Below are 15,584 nucleotides of genomic sequence, written 5' to 3'. Positions count from 1 at the left end.
ATTGATCGACTGCACGGCTTGCCGAGCATTGCTGTCACAGATAGCAAAAGTCGTGCTCAAAATCCATTGTCTGCTCTAAAACCCTGATTTTCAGAAGCGAAGCAATGCTCATTAATGTGCAGGTGCTGCTGTCGGCGCGGGTTGGGGGAACGATGCCTGATGTTTGCTTTCAATAGCCGGCAGGCGCCCATAACTGGTAGTTCGTCACCTCGTCGGTAACGCCTGGAACCGTCTATTACGGGAAGAAACATAATGGTGCACGCCTGTGGTGCGTGCTCATTCGGCCTGTACCGGGTTGGTGCGTGGTAGCCGGGTGAATTGTCCACTGAGCCCGCGTATGCTGCGCGCCATGGCGCTGGCCCCTATGGCCTTACGCTTTAATGATCCGTATTGAAGGAGGAGAGTGCGATGTTCACCCTGGATTCACGGCTGCAGCAGGATTGCCTGCTGGTCGGGGACTTTCCCCTCTGTCACCTGCTACTGATGAATGATTCCAACTATCCCTGGTTCATTCTCGTGCCTCGACGTGAGGAGGTCAGTGAACTGTTCCAGCTCGACGCTGATGATCAGCGCCAGCTCTGGCATGAAACCACCTGGCTGGCCGAAACCCTCAAGGACACCTTTTCCGCTGACAAGATGAACGTGGCCACGCTAGGTAATGTGGTCAGTCAGCTGCATATGCATGTGATCGTGCGCCGCCGTGAAGATGTTGCCTGGCCTGCGCCAGTGTGGGGGCGCCACCCCGCGCAGCCTTATTCTGCTCAGCAGGTGGAGCAGATCGTCGGCAAACTGCGTCTGGTGCTGACCGAGGACTTTCACTTCGCAGGAGACATCGCATGAGCCTTGAGTCGCGAATCATGGAGCTGGAGAGTCGCCTGGCTTTTCAGGACGACACCATTCAGGCGCTGAGCGATGAGTTGGTCGAGCAGAACCGCCGTATCGAGCGGATGCAGTTGCAGCTGACCGCGCTGGCGCGGCGTCAGGAAGAGTTGAACGGCTTGGCGGGAATCGCCGAGGACGAAGTGCCGCCACCGCACTATTGATACGAAAAAGCCCGGTTTCCCGGGCTTTTCTTTGTGTATCGCTCAGCGTCGCGCAGGCGGCGCAGCGATAACGTCTTCCGCTTGCAGGCCTTTGTCCCGCTGCATGACCGAAAACTCCACGCGCTGGCCTTCGATCAGTACGCGATGGCCCTCGCCGCGAATGGCGCGAAAGTGCACGAAGATGTCTTCGCCCGAGTCACGGGAAATGAAGCCGAACCCCTTGGATGTGTTGAACCACTTGACCGTTCCGGTCTCGCGATCTTCCTGGGGGGCGCTGGAGAGGGGTTGTGCAGAGGGCTTTTGCTCAATTGCACGCGGTTGTCCGCTCAACTGGGCAGCAAGGCTCAGAATCACGGCAACGGTTGCGGTCAGCAGCGGCAGCCAGATGGCCGGTTGGCCACCGATGTTGGGCAGCGGTGCCAGCAGAATCAGACCCTGGACCACGGCTGCCAGGATCAGCAGGGCGGAGGCCAGACCGAGCACCTGTTGGCGTGCGCCTGGCAGATTCGGCTGTTGCGTGGCTGCGAGCAGGTTCAGCAGGCCGGCCAATGCCAGGTAGATGGCGTCCGGTGTGGCAAGGAAGGAAGTGGAAATACCGGGTACGGCAGACAGCAGCAGGGTGACGAAGCCTGTCACGAGATGGGCAATCTTCAGCATCTTTGATGAACTCACTGATTGAATGATGACTCAAGGTGTTGCGGAGGGAGCGCGCTTCGCTTTCGGCCAGATGAACGGCCATGGCGCGCGCCGATATACAAGGTTGGCGACGCCGCGGGATGGTAACGCGGCGCGCGAACCTATTTAACAGCAAAGGCGGGGGCTTCTCAAATCAAGCAGTTAGCATCTTTTCGCTGGCAATCGGGTGAACCTGATTGCGGCCCGCGCGTTTGGCTTGATAGAGGGCGTCATCGGCACGGGTCAGCAGCGATTCGAAGGTGTCACCTTCTTCGGCCACGGTGCAGCCGAATGAGGCGGTGATGCTGTCCAGAATCTGGTCGGTGCGGCGTACCTTGACTCTCAGGGCCTGGATCTTGTTGCGCAGCTGTTCTGCGAAATCGAGTGCCTCGTTGAGATCGTTGCAGTTGCGCAGCACTACGCAGAACTCCTCGCCGCCGTAGCGCGCCGCGAAGGCATCCGGTGGCAGCAGGTCGCGCAGAAGCTGACCGACGTGTTGCAGCACGCGGTCACCCAGAGGGTGGCCGTACTGGTCGTTGAACTGTTTGAAGTGGTCGATATCCAGAATTACCAATGCCAGGCCCTGGTGCGACTCGTTCAGGGCACGTTCCAGCAAGCGGGTAAACGCATGGCGGTTGAATACGCGGGTCAGGCTGTCGAGCGTTGCCGCGAGGTGCGCGCGCTCCAACTGGCTGCGCAGATGAGTGATCTCCTGCTGAGCGGCGCGTAGGCGATAGAGGAATTTTTCCTGCTGATCCTGCATGAGCAGGGTGCTTTCCTGCAGTTCGCTGAGCACGCTGGGCAGGTCGTCGATGGTGGGTTCCCGAAGCGCGCTGAGACCCTGGTTCAGGCTCTGCTGATAATGCTGGCTGCCGATCACGCTGCGTGAAACGTCACCTTCGATGTCGTCGACCAGTTCGATGACCTGTTGCTGGCCTGCGCGGGCCTCTTCCAGTTCTCCGCGAATGATGTAGTCGCGAAACAGCCGGCAGGCGGTTTCCGGCGGGAATACGTCGAAGTCCTCGACCGCCTTGTCCATGCGGCGGTTGAGTTCCGGCTCGCTGCCCCGGCTGTAGGTGTACCACAGCGCATAATGCACGGGGTTGGGCGGAATATCGTGACGCATCATCAGTGGAACGGCGTGTTTCAGGAGTTCGGCCGCCTCGCGGGTTTCCTCCGGATACAGGTCGATGAGGCTGGGCGGCTTGCTGATTTGACTCATGTATGGCGACGACTCAGTGGCGAATGGCCTGAGCATAGATCAGCGCAGGGAACGCTGCCTGATGAAAAAAAGGCCCGGATAACCGGGCCTCTTGGGGGAGGGTCAGGCAGCAAGCAGGCTGCGCAGCATCCAGGCGTTCTTCTCGTGTATCTGCATGCGCTGGGTCAGCAGATCCGCAGTCGGCTCGTCGCTGACCTTGTCGAGCAGCGGGAAGATGCCGCGTGCGGTGCGGGTCACTGCTTCCTGGCCCTGTACCAGTTGCTTGATCATCTCCTCGGCGCTGGGCACGCCTTCCTCTTCCTTGATCGAGGACAGGCGAGCGTAGGCGGCGTAGGTCCCCGGAGCGGGGAAGCCCAGTGCGCGGATACGTTCGGCAATGGCGTCGACCGCCAGAGCCAGCTCGGTGTACTGACCCTCGAACATCAGGTGCAGGGTGTTGAACATCGGGCCGGTGACGTTCCAGTGGAAATTATGGGTCTTCAGATACAGCGTGTAGGTGTCGGCCAGCAGGCGCGAGAGGCCATCAGCGATGGCGGCGCGATCCTGCTCGGCGATTCCGATATTGATTTCCATGGTTTGTCTCCTTTCAGGTGGCCTTAGGTCTCAATCCCGCAGCGTTAGGAAAAAGCCTAACACGCAGAGTAACGGGATGAGCCTGGCTTATGTCAATAAAAGCCATGGTTAGAGGCTATAGATAACCTGCGGTTCATTTTCAACCGGGATTGCTGAACGCGCGCCAGTGGTCTTTATATCTGCTCACCCGTGCGCCAGGCTGGGCATTTGCTGCAGGGTGCGATTGAACACGTTAACCCAGTGCGTGCTGAATTGCTGGCCGGCAAGGTTGTTGATTTCCAGAATGGCGCGAAGCAATGGGCGTTTGCTCAATGTCTGATGAGCGCGCTCATGGGTTCTGGCCTCGAAGGTGTCGGCGATGTGCAGGATCAGGGCGCCAGGGGCGATCTCTGCTTCTGTCAGGCCCTTGGGATAGCCGCTGCCATCGGCGTGTTCCTGATGCTGCAGAATGATCTCCATCGCCGCAGTCCAGTCTGGCATTCGCCTAAGCAGATCACCAGCCAGGCGTGGGTGGCCCTGCATCATGCGTCGTTCTTCGCGGCTGAAGCGACTCTGCTTGTGCAACATCTCCAGTGGCAGAAAGGCCATGCCCAGATCATGCAGGCAGACGGCTGCTACCAGTTGCTCCGGCTGCTCGGCGTATCCGCCTGCTGCATTGATGCTCAGTACCAGCTCCAACAGGCGCAGATTTCGGCCCTGCCAATAAGGAGAGCGCAGTTCGGTGGCTTCCGCCAGTGCGCAGAAAAACTGCAGGTCGGCCTGGGGTGGTATTCCATGTCGCGCCAGCAGGGCTTGTGTGCGGTTCGGCTCAGTCTCTTCAAGCGGCTGCAAGCGGGTACTGGGGTCCAGCTGCTGCAGCAGTGCAAGGCGGGCCTCGGTCTGCCGCCCGGATGGGGCAACAGCCAGGGCCTGCAGAGAGCTGCATAGCTCGTCGATCTGCCCGCTGGTACGGGGCGAGGTGGCGCCGTCCAGTGCCTTATTCACCAGTGCACGTAGCTCGTCGAGGCTGAGTAGCAGGATGTCCCCGAGCAGGCTGTCGAAAGTCAGGCGGCCTGAACGCAGCGCATCGAGTACATCTTCCATGGCCTGAGGCAGCGGCATCAGCTCGTTAAGCTCGACGTAACCCAGGTTGCCCTTGAGAGTGTGGATCAGGCGAAACAGCTCGCGCAGCCGTTCAGTGCTCTTCGGTGCTCGTTCCAGTTCGATCAGCAGTTGTTCGCAGCGGGGGAACTGCTCGGCAGCGTCGAGGCGAAAGTCTTCCAGCAGATCACTGGGCAGGTCGCTGCGATGGGAGAGGGCCATGCTCGTTCTCCAGGCAGGAGTCGCTGTCCATTATAGAAGCTATCTGCCGGGCGGCTGCGTGATGACGATTTACGCTATATAATCCCGCTCTTTATCGAAGCGCGGCGTGCGGTTGGACGTCTGCCGCGGTGTGGCTCCTGCCCAGGGCGTTGGGGGCTGCCTGACCTATCCAAGACCTTAGAGAAGCGAAACACGATCATGATGCGCAGCCACTATTGCGGCCAACTGAACGAGAGCCTGGATGGCCAGGAAATTACCCTTTGCGGCTGGGTGCACCGTCGTCGCGACCATGGCGGGGTGATCTTCCTCGATATCCGTGATCGTGAAGGCCTGGCCCAGGTGGTGTTCGACCCGGATCGCGCCGATACCTTCGCCAAGGCTGACCGCGTGCGCAGCGAATACGTGGTGAAGATTACCGGCAAGGTGCGCCTGCGTCCGGCCGGTGCGGTCAATCCGAACATGGCGTCCGGTGCCATCGAAGTGCTGGGCTATGAGCTGGATGTGCTCAACGAAGCGGAAACCCCGCCGTTCCCGCTCAACGAGTACACTGACGTTGGCGAGGAAACCCGCCTGCGCTACCGCTTCATCGACCTGCGTCGCCCGGAAATGGCCGAGAAGCTCAAGCTGCGTTCGCGCATCACTTCGAGCATCCGCCGTTACCTGGACGACAATGGCTTCCTCGACGTCGAGACGCCGATCCTGACCCGTGCCACTCCGGAAGGCGCGCGCGACTACCTGGTGCCGAGCCGTACCCACGCCGGCAGCTTCTTCGCCCTGCCGCAATCGCCGCAGCTGTTCAAGCAGCTGCTGATGGTGGCCGGCATCGACCGCTACTACCAGATTGCCAAGTGCTTCCGCGACGAGGACCTGCGTGCCGACCGTCAGCCGGAATTCACCCAGATCGACATCGAGACCAGCTTCCTCGATGAAAAAGACATCATGGACATCACCGAGACCATGGTGCGCAACCTGTTCAAGGAAGTCCTAGGCGTCGAGTTCGGCGAGCTGCCGCACATGACGCTGGCCGAAGCCATGCGCCGCTTCGGTTCGGACAAGCCGGACCTGCGTATTCCGCTGGAGCTGGTGGACGTCGAGGATCAGCTCAAGGACGTCGAATTCAAGGTCTTTGCCGGTCCCGCCAACGACCCGAAATGCCGTGTCACCGCGCTGCGCGTACCGGGCGGGGCGAGCATGCCGCGCAAGCAGATCGACGACTACACCAAGTTCGTCGGCATCTACGGTGCCAAGGGTCTGGCCTACATCAAGGTCAACGAGCGCGCTGCCGGTGTCGAAGGTCTGCAGTCGCCCATCGTCAAGAACATCCCGCTGGACAATATCAACGTCATCCTCGACCGCGTCGGTGCGGTCGATGGCGACATCGTGTTCTTCGGCGCCGACAAGGCCAAGATCGTCAGCGAGGCTCTGGGCGCGCTGCGCATCAAGCTGGGTCATGACCTGAACCTGCTTACCTGCGAGTGGGCACCGCTGTGGGTCGTCGACTTCCCGATGTTCGAAGAGAACGACGATGGCAGCCTGACCGCCATGCACCACCCGTTCACCTCGCCGAAGTGCACCCCCGAGGAGCTGGAAGCCAATCCGGCCGCTGCGCTGTCGCGTGCCTACGACATGGTGCTCAACGGCACCGAGCTGGGTGGCGGTTCTATCCGTATCCATGACAAGGCCATGCAGCAGACCGTGTTCCGCGTGCTCGGCATCAGCGAAGATGAGCAGCAGGAGAAGTTCGGCTTCCTGCTCGACGCGCTGAAGTACGGTGCGCCGCCCCATGGTGGCCTGGCCTTCGGCCTGGATCGCCTGGTGATGCTGATGACCGGTGCGCAGTCGATCCGCGAAGTGATCGCCTTCCCGAAGACCCAGAGCGCGGCCTGCGTCATGACCCAGGCGCCAGGGGTGGTGGATGGCAAGTCGCTGCGCGAGCTGCACATTCGCCTGCGCGAGCAACCCAAGGCCGAATAAGCCTGTACAAGAAGCCTGGTTTTCCAGGCTTCTTCGTTATGGGGGCGCCGGTTCGTGGCCCCCCTGCAATTTTATGTGGAAAAGATGGAGTGAGTTATGGCTGGTCATTCCAAATGGGCCAATATCAAGCACCGCAAGGGGCGTCAGGACGCCAAGCGGGGCAAGATCTTCACCAAGCTGATTCGCGAGCTGACGGTTGCCGCCAAGCATGGCGGCCCGGTTCCGGCGGACAACCCGCGTCTGCGCCTGGCAGTGGACAAGGCGCTGACCAACAACATGTCACGCGAGGTGATCGATCGCGCCATCGCCCGTGGTGCCGGCAACAACGAAGCCGACAACGTCGTCGAGTTCAGCTACGAGGGCTACGCACCGAGTGGCGTGGCGATCATCGTTGAAGTAATGACCGACAACCGCAACCGTACCGCAGCCGAAGTGCGTCATGCCTTCACCAAGTGCGGCGGCAACCTCGGTACCGATGGTTCGGTCGCCTACATGTTCGATCGCAAGGGGCAGATCAGCTTCGCCCCGGGTGTCGATGAGGACGCGTTGATGGAAGCGGCACTGGAGGCCGGTGCCGATGACGTGGAAATGGGCGAAGACGGCTCGGCCCTGGTGTCGACCAGCTTCACCGAGTTCCATGCCGTCAACGAGGCGCTGAGTGCTGCCGGCTTCAAGGGGGAGGAGGCGGAGATCGCCATGATTCCCTCGATCAGTGCGCCGATCACCGATCTGGAGACCGCGCAAAAGGTCTTCAAGCTGATCGACATGCTCGAAGACCTCGACGATGTGCAGAACGTCTATCACAACGCCGAAGTGGCTGATGAGATCATGGAGCAGCTGAGCTGATACTCAGGCCTGAGCTGGTTCCAGATATGGACAGGGCCGGAAGTGCTGCATGGCGCTTCCGGCTTTTTTCTTCAGGGCGAGCGGTGGCGGATGACGCCGCAGAGGGCGCCCCGTATACTCGCCAACTGGATAAATAGACAGTTGCCGATATGACCCTGATCCTAGGAATCGACCCCGGCTCGCGCATCACCGGCTACGGTGTGGTGCGTGACACCGGTCGTGGCTGCGAGTATGTGGCCTCCGGCTGCATTCGTACCGGCAACGGACCGCTGGCCGAGCGTCTGCAGATCGTCTTTCGCGGCGTCAGCGAGGTGATTCGCACTTATGGCCCGGTGACCATGGGCATCGAGCAGGTGTTCATGGCGCGTAACGCCGACTCCGCCCTCAAGCTCGGACAGGCCCGTGGTGCGGCCATAGTCGCGGCGGTGGAGGCGGGGCTTGAGGTGAGCGAGTACACCGCCACCCAGGTCAAGCAGGCGGTGGTCGGCACCGGTGCAGCGGACAAGCAGCAGGTACAGATGATGGTCATGCACCTGCTCAAACTGGTGCAGAAGCCACAGATCGACGCCTCTGACGCGCTCGGTATCGCGTTGTGCCATGCCCACCATCGGCAGAGTCTCATTCCTCATGGACTGGCCGGCGCCAAGCGTCGCGGCGGCCGTCTTCGTTTGTAATCGGATCAAAGGAACACTGCGGTGATCGGACGTTTGCGCGGCACCCTGGCGGAGAAGCAGCCGCCGCATTTGCTTCTGGATGTGAATGGCGTCGGTTATGAGCTGGAAGTACCGATGACGACCCTTTATCGTCTGCCGGCGGTGGGTGAGCCGGTAACCCTGCACGCTCACCTGGTGGTGCGTGAGGATGCGCATCTGCTCTACGGCTTCTTCGAAAAGCGTGAGCGTGAGCTGTTCCGTGAGCTGATTCGTCTCAATGGCGTCGGGCCCAAGCTGGCGCTGGCGCTGATGTCCGGGCTGGAGGTCGATGAGCTGGTGCGTTGCGTGCAGGCGCAGGACACCGCCGCGCTGGTCAAGGTGCCGGGTGTAGGCAAGAAAACCGCCGAGCGTCTGTTGGTCGAGCTCAAGGATCGCTTCAAGGCCTGGGAGTCGATACCGTCCATTGCTCCCCTGGTGGTTGAACCTCAACTGGCTCAGGCAGTCTCAAGCGCGGAGAATGACGCCGTCAGTGCGTTGATCTCCCTCGGGTACAAGCCGCAGGAGGCCAGCCGAGCCGTTGCCGCCGTCAAGGAGGATGGTTTGAGCAGTGAAGATTTAATTCGTCGCGCGTTGCGCGGCATGGCGTGACAAGGTGTTGAATAACTACCTGCGTTGCCGATGCGTTGTAAAAAACAGGCTCAAAATGCTCATTTACACTCGTAAACTCCGCTTTCTCGCCTGTTTTTGCCTAGCCTCGGCTGCCTCGCTGACGTTCTTCAACACCTTGTCGATGGAAGTATTGCGATGATCGAAGCCGATCGCCTGATTACCGCCAGCCCGCGTGAGCGCGAAGAACAGCAGGACAGAGCCATTCGCCCGTTGCGCCTGGCCGACTACATCGGTCAGCCCGTGGTGCGCGAGCAGATGGCACTGTTCATCCAGGCAGCACGGGGCAGGGCGGAAGCGCTCGACCATACGTTGATCTTCGGCCCGCCCGGCCTGGGCAAGACCACGCTGGCCAATATCATCGCCGAGGAAATGGGCAGCTCGATCAAGAGCACGTCCGGTCCGGTCCTCGAGCGACCGGGAGATCTGGCCGCGCTGCTGACCAACCTGGAAAGTGGCGATGTGCTGTTCATCGATGAAATTCATCGTCTTTCGCCAGTGGTCGAAGAAGTGCTGTATCCGGCCATGGAAGACTTCCAGCTCGACATCATGATCGGCGAAGGGCCGGCCGCGCGCTCGATCAAGCTGGATCTGCCGCCATTCACCCTGGTTGGCGCCACAACGCGTGCGGGCATGCTGACCAACCCCTTGCGTGACCGCTTCGGTATCGTCCAGCGCCTGGAGTTCTACGGCATCGATGATCTGGCTACCATTGTCTCGCGTTCCGCCGGGATTCTCGGCCTGCCCATCGAAGCTAAGGGCGCTTACGAAATCGCCCGTCGTGCGCGTGGTACGCCTCGTATCGCCAACCGCCTGCTGCGCCGCGTGCGCGATTTTGCCGAAGTGCGCGGTACTGGCGATATTTCCCAGTCGATTGCCGATCAGGCGCTGAACCTGCTGGATGTCGACGAACGTGGCTTCGACCACTCAGACCGACGTCTACTGCTGGCCATGATCGAGAAGTTCGACGGCGGGCCGGTGGGCCTGGACAGTCTTGCCGCAGCCATTGGTGAAGAGCGCCATACCATCGAGGATGTACTCGAACCCTATCTGATTCAGCAGGGATACATGATGCGCACGCCGCGCGGACGCGTGGTCACCCGACATGCCTATCTGCACTTCGGGCTGAATATTCCCAAGCGCTCCGGTGAGCAACCCGGTGGCGACCTTTTCAGTGCAGGTGACGAATGACGAAAAAATTGTTGCCGGGCCGGATTGGCAAGCGACAGGCCGGGGTCTAGAGTATGCGCGCGCAAAACGGAGTCCTGCCGTTCAGCCACCATTGCCGAGTCTATTACGAAGACACCGATGCGGGCGGCATCGTCTACTACGTCAACTATCTCAAATTCATGGAGCGGGCTCGCACCGAGCGCCTGCGCGAACTGGGTTATGCCCAGTCGACGCTTGCCGGTGAGGGCCTGTTGTTCGTTGTGCATTCGGCCGAAGCGCGTTACCACGCGCCGGCACGACTGGATGACGAACTGCTGATCAGCGCCGATGTGATCGAATTGAACCGTGCCAGCCTGCGTTTTCGTCAACAGGTCAGGCGGGCTGCGGATGATGTGCTGCTCTGCGAGGGGCGGTTCCTGGTGGCCTGTGTGCGCGCCGACAACTTGAAACCCCGGGCCATACCCGAAACCCTGCGACACGCGTTCGCCGGGACGCAGGCACCGGGTTTAATTGCAGCAGGAGAGTAAGCGTGGAAGCTAACGCCGTTGACCATATGTCGATGTGGAGTCTGATCAGTAACGCCAGTCTGGTGGTTCAACTGGTGATGCTGACCCTGGTGGCCGCTTCGGTCATTTCCTGGGTGATGATCTTCCAGCGCAGCAATGCCCTGCGCGCCTCCAAGCGTGCGCTGGACAACTTCGAGGATCGTTTCTGGTCCGGTATCGATCTGTCCAAGCTGTATCGTCAGGCTGGCAGCAATCCTGATCCGGACTCCGGCCTGGAGCAGATCTTCCGTGCCGGCTTCAAGGAATTCTCCCGCCTGCGCCAGCAGCAGGGGGTCGACCCGGATGCGGTGATGGACGGCGTGGCGCGTGCCATGCGCGTAGCCATCTCGCGCGAGGAAGAGAAGCTGGAAACCGCGCTGCCTTTCCTGGCCACCGTAGGCTCCACCAGCCCGTATATCGGTCTGTTCGGCACCGTATGGGGCATCATGAACTCCTTCCGCGGTCTGGCCCAGGTTCAGCAGGCTACCCTGGCCACCGTGGCCCCGGGTATCGCCGAAGCGCTGATCGCCACCGCCATCGGTCTGTTCGCCGCGATTCCGGCGGTCATCGCCTACAACCGCTTCTCTGCCCGCGGCGAAATGCTGATCGGCCGCTACTACACCTTCGCCGACGAGTTCCAGGCCATCCTGCACCGCAAGGTGCACACCTCGGAAGACTAAGACGCGCGCACAGGATAGGTTCTAGCCATGGCGAGAATTCGCAACAGACGCAAACCGGTCGCCGAGATGAACGTGGTGCCCTACATCGACGTGATGCTGGTGCTGCTGGTCATCTTCATGGTTACCGCGCCCATGCTCAATCAGGGCGTCAAGGTCGACCTGCCCAAGGTCAGCAGCGAAGCGCTGCCGCAGGACAACGACGCCCAGGTGCTGACCATCTCCATCAAGGCCGACAAGACCTACTACTGGAACATGGGTAGCGAGGTCGACGTGGACACCGAGCAGGAGCGTGCCTCCACGCTGGAGCAGATGACTCAGGCAGTAACGGCGATCATCGCCGAGAACCGTCGTCAGGGTAAGAAGGTGCAGGTGTTCGTGCGCGGCGACAAGTCGGTGGACTATGGCACCGTGATGGCGGCCATGGGAGGCCTGCAGCAGGCCGACGTCGGCAATGTCGGATTGATTACCGAGGCTCCCTGATGCAGCAAACCGAGCGTTCGCAGTCGGAAAGCTACTTCTGGCCCATCGTCTGGGCCGTGGGTCTGCACGTCCTGATGTTCGCCATGCTGTTCGTCAGCTTCGCCTTCACTCCGGAACTGCCGCCGGCGCGTCCGGTGGTACAGGCTACGCTGTACCAATTGCAGTCGCAGAGTCAGGCCACCACTCAGACCACCCAGAAGATTGCCGGGGAAGCCCAGAAGACTTCCGCTCCGCAATTCGAGACCGAGCGTCTGGAGCAGAAGAAGGCCGAGGAGCAGAAGGTCGCTGCGGCCAAGAAAGCCGAGGAACAAAAGAAGGCTGAGGAGGCTCGAAAGGCCGAAGCGGCGAAGAAGGCCGAGGCCGAGAAGGCGGCCGAGCAGAAGCGTCAGGCTGATATTGCCAAGAAGCGTGCCGAGGAAGAGGCGAAGAAGAAAGCCGCCGAGGACGCCAAGAAGAAAGCGGCGGAAGAGGCCAAGAAGAAGGCTGCTGCTGCCGAGGCCGCGAAAAAGAAAGCTGCCGAGGACGCCAAACGCAAGGCGGAGGAGGCCCGACGCAAGGCTGCCGAAGATCAGAAGGCTGCAGCGTTGGCCGATCTGCTTTCGGACAATGTGCAGAACCAGCAGGCGCTGGCTGAAACCCATGGTGACCAGGTTGCCGGCAACCTCGACGATCTGATCATCAAGCTGATCACCGAGAACTGGCAGCGACCGATGTCGGCGCGTCGAGGCATGAGTGTCGAACTGCTGATTCAGATGCTGCCCGACGGCACCGTGACCAACGCCAGCGTATCGCGCTCTAGTGGCGATGCGCCGTTCGACAGTTCCGCAGTTGCCGCTGTGCGTAACGTCGGGCGTATTCCCGAGATGCAACAATTGGATCGCGCTACCTTCGATCGTCTGTACAGGCAGCGCCGCGTGATTTTCAAACCGGAGGATTGAGCTCTGTGAACAACCTGATTCGTATCGCCCTGCTGGGGCTGGTCATGCTGGTCGGTAGCGTCCAGGCGGCCGATCCGCTGGTGATTTCCCAAGGCGCCGACCGCGCCACGCCTATCGCAGTGGTGCCTTTCGGCTGGCAGGGCGGTTCGGTATTGCCCGAGGACATGTCGCAGATCATCGGCAACGACCTGCGCAACTCCGGCTATTTCGAGCCGATTCCGCGGCAGAACATGATCAGCCTGCCGACTCAGGCCAGCGAAGTCATCTACCGCGACTGGAAGGCCCTCGGCGCCCAGTACGTGCTGGTCGGCAACATCGTGCCCAACGGTGGCCGCCTGCAGGTGCAGTACGCACTGTTCAACGTCAGCACCGAACAGCAGGTGATGACCGGTAACGTCGGTGGTGGCACCGATCAACTGCGTGACATGGCCCACCATATCGCCGACCAGTCGTTCGAGAAGCTCACCGGCGTCAAGGGCGCGTTTTCCACGCGACTGCTCTACGTCACTGCCGAGCGCATGGGGGCCAACAACACCCGCTACACCCTGCAGCGCTCCGACTACGACGGTGCCCGTGCTGTGACCTTGCTGCAGTCGCGTGAGCCGATCCTGTCGCCGTCCTTCGCGCCCGATGGCCGTCGCATTGCCTATGTGTCCTTCGAGCAGCGTCGTCCGCGTATCTTCGTGCAGCACATCGATACCGGTCGCCGCGAACAGATCACCAATTTCGAAGGCCTCAACGGCGCACCGGCCTGGTCGCCGGACGGCAATCGCCTGGCCTTCGTGCTGTCGCGTGACGGCAATCCGGAAATCTACGTGATGGACATGGGCAGCCGGCAGATGCGCCGTGTCACCAATCACTATGCCATCGATACAGAACCCTTCTGGGGCAAGGATGGTCAGACCCTTTACTTCACGTCGGATCGCGCGGGCAAACCGCAGATCTACAAGACCAACATCAATAGCGGGGCAGTGGAGCGAGTGACCTTCGTCGGTAACTACAACGCCAACCCGAAATTGTCAGCTGATGAAAAGACCCTGGTGATGATCCATCGCCAGGATGGCTTTACCGTGTTCAAGGTGGCGGCACAGGACCTGGAAACCAACCGTTTGCGCATACTTTCAGACACAAGTTTGGATGAGTCGCCCACTGTTGCGCCCAATGGCACCATGCTAATCTACGCCACCCGCCAGCAGGGCCGGGGAGTCTTGATGTTAGCGTCCACGAACGGACGTGTGAGGCTCCCTCTTCCTACCGCTCAAGGCGAAGTTCGAGAGCCTTCTTGGTCCCCTTACCTGAACTGATGCGGTGCTTCACCTTCTATGCTTTAACACAACTGGGGTTCTTTAGGAGTTACATGATGGAAATGCTGAAATTCGGTAAGTTCGCTGCACTATCCCTGGCTCTCGCCGTTGCTGTAGGTTGCTCCTCCAAAGGCGGCGACGCTGCTGGCGAAGGTGCTGTTGACCCGAACGCAGGCTACGGTGCCGACACTGGCGCTGTTGATGGCAGCCTGAGCGAAGAAGCGGCTCTGCGCGCTATCACCACTTTCTACTTCGAGTACGACAGCTCCGACCTGAAGGCCGAAGCCATGCGCGCTCTGGACGTACACGCCAAGGACCTGAAAGGCAACGGCGCTCGCGTCGTTCTGGAAGGCCACGCTGACGAGCGCGGTACCCGCGAGTACAACATGGCTCTGGGCGAGCGTCGTGCCAAGGCCGTTCAACGCTACCTGGTTCTGCAGGGCGTTTCCCCGGCTCAGCTGGAACTGGTTTCCTACGGCGAAGAGCGTCCGGTTGCTACTGGCAACGACGAGCAGTCCTGGGCTCAGAACCGTCGCGTAGAGCTGCGTAAGTAAGCTGCCATGCGTGATTGCCGCCGTATCCTGACCCTTCTGACACTCGCCCTGCCGCTTGCGGCAGTGGCGGAGGTTCCCGTACTGGAAAGCAGCTCCATGCAACAGGGCAGCAGCTATCCACCGGCGGGATATGGTACGGCCGGCGCCTACGCCGGAGCGGGTGCGCAAGCACCTGCTTCTGCGCAGGGCATGCTGTTCAACCAGCTCGAGCAGATGCAGCAGGAAATTGCGCAGCTGCGCGGCATGCTCGAAGAACAGCAGAATGAAATCCAGCGCCTCAAGCAGGAAGGCCTGGAGCGTTACCAGGATCTGGATCAACGCCTTTCGTCCGGCGCTGCTGCCGGCGGAGCTTCCGCACAGAATTTAGCCGATGGCGCGGTAAACGCCAACGGCACCCCGACGCCACCTGCCGCACAGCAGCAGAGCAGCGCCGAGCCGGGTGACCCGGCCAAGGAAAAACTCTACTACGATGCCGCCTTCGACCTGATCAAGGCCAAGGACTTCGACAAGGCATCGCAGGCGTTCACCGCCTTTCTCAATCGTTACCCCAACAGCCAGTACGCCGGAAACGCTCAGTACTGGCTGGGTGAGGTGAATCTGGCCAAGGGTGATCTGCAGGCGGCCGGCCAGGCCTTCGCCAAGGTCAGTCAGGCCTATCCGAGTCATGCCAAGGTGCCGGATTCGCTGTTCAAGCTGGCCGATGTCGAGCGCCGTCTGGGGCACAACGACAAGGCGCGCGGTATCCTGCAACAGGTGATCGCCCAGTATCCGGGCAGCTCGGCTGCGCAACTGGCCCAGCGCGACCTGCAGCGCCTGTAAGTACGCCGCTATCGAAGAGCCCGCGCTTGTCGCGGGTTTTTTATTGTCTGTGATTCTGCTTTGTCCATTAGAATGCCGGTCGTCTACGGCGGGGTTTCAGCTCGGCTGATGTCTTCGCCGGGACGATTTGCCGAATGCAG

Annotated in this window: 18 protein-coding genes and 1 pseudogene; 14 read left to right on the top strand and 5 right to left on the bottom strand. The window is 60.8% G+C overall.

What is annotated here, in order from left to right:
• Positions 1-408: 408 nt before the first annotated feature.
• Both OEG79_RS15270 and OEG79_RS15265 read left to right on the top strand, forming a co-directional pair.
• Positions 409-840 carry an HIT family protein gene (locus tag OEG79_RS15270; protein ID WP_264145821.1) on the top strand — a complete coding sequence of 144 codons (432 nt, stop codon included), beginning with the start codon at positions 409-411 and terminating at the stop codon, positions 838-840.
• On the top strand, positions 837-1,043 hold the full coding sequence (locus OEG79_RS15265) for a SlyX family protein (RefSeq protein WP_264145820.1): 207 nt from the start codon (positions 837-839) through the stop codon (positions 1,041-1,043). The genes OEG79_RS15270 and OEG79_RS15265 overlap by 4 nt, the downstream gene beginning before the upstream one ends.
• A 42-nt stretch (positions 1,044-1,085) precedes the next feature.
• Here OEG79_RS15265 and OEG79_RS15260 read toward each other — a convergent pair whose 3' ends face one another.
• The 5 genes and pseudogenes from OEG79_RS15260 to OEG79_RS15245 all read right to left on the bottom strand — a co-directional run bounded on the left by OEG79_RS15260 (position 1,086) and on the right by OEG79_RS15245 (position 4,815).
• Entirely contained in the window at positions 1,086-1,352 is a 267-nt protein-coding gene (locus OEG79_RS15260; RefSeq protein WP_264148733.1) for a cold-shock protein, read from the bottom strand.
• Positions 1,353-1,439: 87 nt separating this feature from the next.
• Positions 1,440-1,700, bottom strand: a pseudogene (locus OEG79_RS21215) (cold shock domain-containing protein membrane protein); the annotation flags it as partial.
• Between the two features lie 172 nt (positions 1,701-1,872).
• A complete protein-coding gene (locus tag OEG79_RS15255; protein WP_264145819.1) occupies positions 1,873-2,940 on the bottom strand; it encodes a GGDEF domain-containing protein in 1,068 nt (355 codons plus the stop codon).
• A gap of 102 nt (positions 2,941-3,042) precedes the next feature.
• Positions 3,043-3,513 (bottom strand): Dps family protein, encoded by a 471-nt coding sequence (locus OEG79_RS15250; protein WP_264145818.1) that lies wholly within the window; start codon positions 3,511-3,513, stop codon positions 3,043-3,045.
• Positions 3,514-3,696: 183 nt separating this feature from the next.
• Entirely contained in the window at positions 3,697-4,815 is a 1,119-nt protein-coding gene (locus OEG79_RS15245) for an HD domain-containing phosphohydrolase (RefSeq protein ID WP_264145817.1), read from the bottom strand.
• A gap of 198 nt (positions 4,816-5,013) precedes the next feature.
• Between OEG79_RS15245 and aspS the strand changes: the two genes are divergently transcribed.
• The 12 genes from aspS to ybgF all read left to right on the top strand — a co-directional run bounded on the left by aspS (position 5,014) and on the right by ybgF (position 15,444).
• Positions 5,014-6,789, top strand: a complete 1,776-nt coding sequence (gene aspS / locus OEG79_RS15240) for an aspartate--tRNA ligase (protein WP_264145816.1) — start codon at positions 5,014-5,016, stop codon at positions 6,787-6,789.
• Positions 6,790-6,885: 96 nt separating this feature from the next.
• The gene (locus OEG79_RS15235; protein WP_264145815.1) at positions 6,886-7,635 is read left to right on the top strand and encodes a YebC/PmpR family DNA-binding transcriptional regulator; all 750 of its coding nucleotides are present in this window, start codon (positions 6,886-6,888) and stop codon (positions 7,633-7,635) included.
• A 149-nt stretch (positions 7,636-7,784) separates the two neighbouring features.
• A complete protein-coding gene (ruvC, locus tag OEG79_RS15230; protein ID WP_179590322.1) occupies positions 7,785-8,309 on the top strand; it encodes a crossover junction endodeoxyribonuclease RuvC in 525 nt (174 codons plus the stop codon).
• A 21-nt stretch (positions 8,310-8,330) separates the two neighbouring features.
• On the top strand, positions 8,331-8,936 hold the full coding sequence (gene ruvA, locus OEG79_RS15225; protein ID WP_264145814.1) for a Holliday junction branch migration protein RuvA: 606 nt from the start codon (positions 8,331-8,333) through the stop codon (positions 8,934-8,936).
• A gap of 156 nt (positions 8,937-9,092) precedes the next feature.
• Positions 9,093-10,145, top strand: a complete 1,053-nt coding sequence (gene ruvB, locus OEG79_RS15220; protein WP_264145813.1) for a Holliday junction branch migration DNA helicase RuvB — start codon at positions 9,093-9,095, stop codon at positions 10,143-10,145.
• A 53-nt stretch (positions 10,146-10,198) separates the two neighbouring features.
• Positions 10,199-10,651, top strand: coding sequence for a tol-pal system-associated acyl-CoA thioesterase (gene ybgC, locus OEG79_RS15215; RefSeq protein WP_264145812.1), 453 nt, complete (start codon positions 10,199-10,201; stop codon positions 10,649-10,651).
• Positions 10,652-10,653: 2 nt separating this feature from the next.
• Positions 10,654-11,349 (top strand): protein TolQ, encoded by a 696-nt coding sequence (tolQ, locus tag OEG79_RS15210; protein ID WP_264145811.1) that lies wholly within the window; start codon positions 10,654-10,656, stop codon positions 11,347-11,349.
• A 27-nt stretch (positions 11,350-11,376) separates the two neighbouring features.
• On the top strand, positions 11,377-11,829 hold the full coding sequence (gene tolR / locus OEG79_RS15205) for a protein TolR (protein ID WP_264145810.1): 453 nt from the start codon (positions 11,377-11,379) through the stop codon (positions 11,827-11,829).
• Entirely contained in the window at positions 11,826-12,767 is a 942-nt protein-coding gene (gene tolA, locus OEG79_RS15200; protein WP_264148732.1) for a cell envelope integrity protein TolA, read from the top strand. Before tolR ends, tolA begins: the two co-directional genes overlap by 4 nt.
• A 5-nt stretch (positions 12,768-12,772) precedes the next feature.
• Positions 12,773-14,071: a Tol-Pal system beta propeller repeat protein TolB gene (gene tolB / locus OEG79_RS15195; RefSeq protein ID WP_264145809.1), complete on the top strand. Its 1,299-nt coding sequence runs from the start codon at positions 12,773-12,775 to the stop codon at positions 14,069-14,071.
• A 56-nt stretch (positions 14,072-14,127) separates the two neighbouring features.
• The gene (gene pal, locus OEG79_RS15190) at positions 14,128-14,625 is read left to right on the top strand and encodes a peptidoglycan-associated lipoprotein Pal (protein WP_017677952.1); all 498 of its coding nucleotides are present in this window, start codon (positions 14,128-14,130) and stop codon (positions 14,623-14,625) included.
• A gap of 6 nt (positions 14,626-14,631) precedes the next feature.
• Complete coding sequence (ybgF, locus tag OEG79_RS15185; protein WP_264145808.1) at positions 14,632-15,444, top strand: tol-pal system protein YbgF; 813 nt, start codon at positions 14,632-14,634, stop codon at positions 15,442-15,444.
• The last annotated feature ends 140 nt before the right edge of the window (positions 15,445-15,584 follow it).

Source organism: Pseudomonas sp. Z8(2022) (assembly GCF_025837155.1).
In the GTDB taxonomy this organism is placed as follows: domain Bacteria; phylum Pseudomonadota; class Gammaproteobacteria; order Pseudomonadales; family Pseudomonadaceae; genus Aquipseudomonas.
The sequence above is the reverse complement of the archived record's forward strand: the minus strand, read 5'-3'. Positions and strand labels throughout refer to the sequence as shown.

Coding starts and splice junctions, on each gene's coding strand:
- OEG79_RS15270 (WP_264145821.1), top strand. CDS start 409: ATGTTCACCCTGGATTCACGGCTGCAGCAGGATTGCCTGCTGGTCGGG.
- OEG79_RS15265 (WP_264145820.1), top strand. CDS start 837: ATGAGCCTTGAGTCGCGAATCATGGAGCTGGAGAGTCGCCTGGCTTTT.
- OEG79_RS15255 (WP_264145819.1), bottom strand. CDS start 2,940: ATGAGTCAAATCAGCAAGCCGCCCAGCCTCATCGACCTGTATCCGGAG.
- OEG79_RS15250 (WP_264145818.1), bottom strand. CDS start 3,513: ATGGAAATCAATATCGGAATCGCCGAGCAGGATCGCGCCGCCATCGCT.
- OEG79_RS15245 (WP_264145817.1), bottom strand. CDS start 4,815: ATGGCCCTCTCCCATCGCAGCGACCTGCCCAGTGATCTGCTGGAAGAC.
- aspS (WP_264145816.1), top strand. CDS start 5,014: ATGATGCGCAGCCACTATTGCGGCCAACTGAACGAGAGCCTGGATGGC.
- OEG79_RS15235 (WP_264145815.1), top strand. CDS start 6,886: ATGGCTGGTCATTCCAAATGGGCCAATATCAAGCACCGCAAGGGGCGT.
- ruvC (WP_179590322.1), top strand. CDS start 7,785: ATGACCCTGATCCTAGGAATCGACCCCGGCTCGCGCATCACCGGCTAC.
- ruvB (WP_264145813.1), top strand. CDS start 9,093: ATGATCGAAGCCGATCGCCTGATTACCGCCAGCCCGCGTGAGCGCGAA.
- ybgC (WP_264145812.1), top strand. CDS start 10,199: ATGCGCGCGCAAAACGGAGTCCTGCCGTTCAGCCACCATTGCCGAGTC.
- tolR (WP_264145810.1), top strand. CDS start 11,377: ATGGCGAGAATTCGCAACAGACGCAAACCGGTCGCCGAGATGAACGTG.
- pal (WP_017677952.1), top strand. CDS start 14,128: ATGGAAATGCTGAAATTCGGTAAGTTCGCTGCACTATCCCTGGCTCTC.
- ybgF (WP_264145808.1), top strand. CDS start 14,632: ATGCGTGATTGCCGCCGTATCCTGACCCTTCTGACACTCGCCCTGCCG.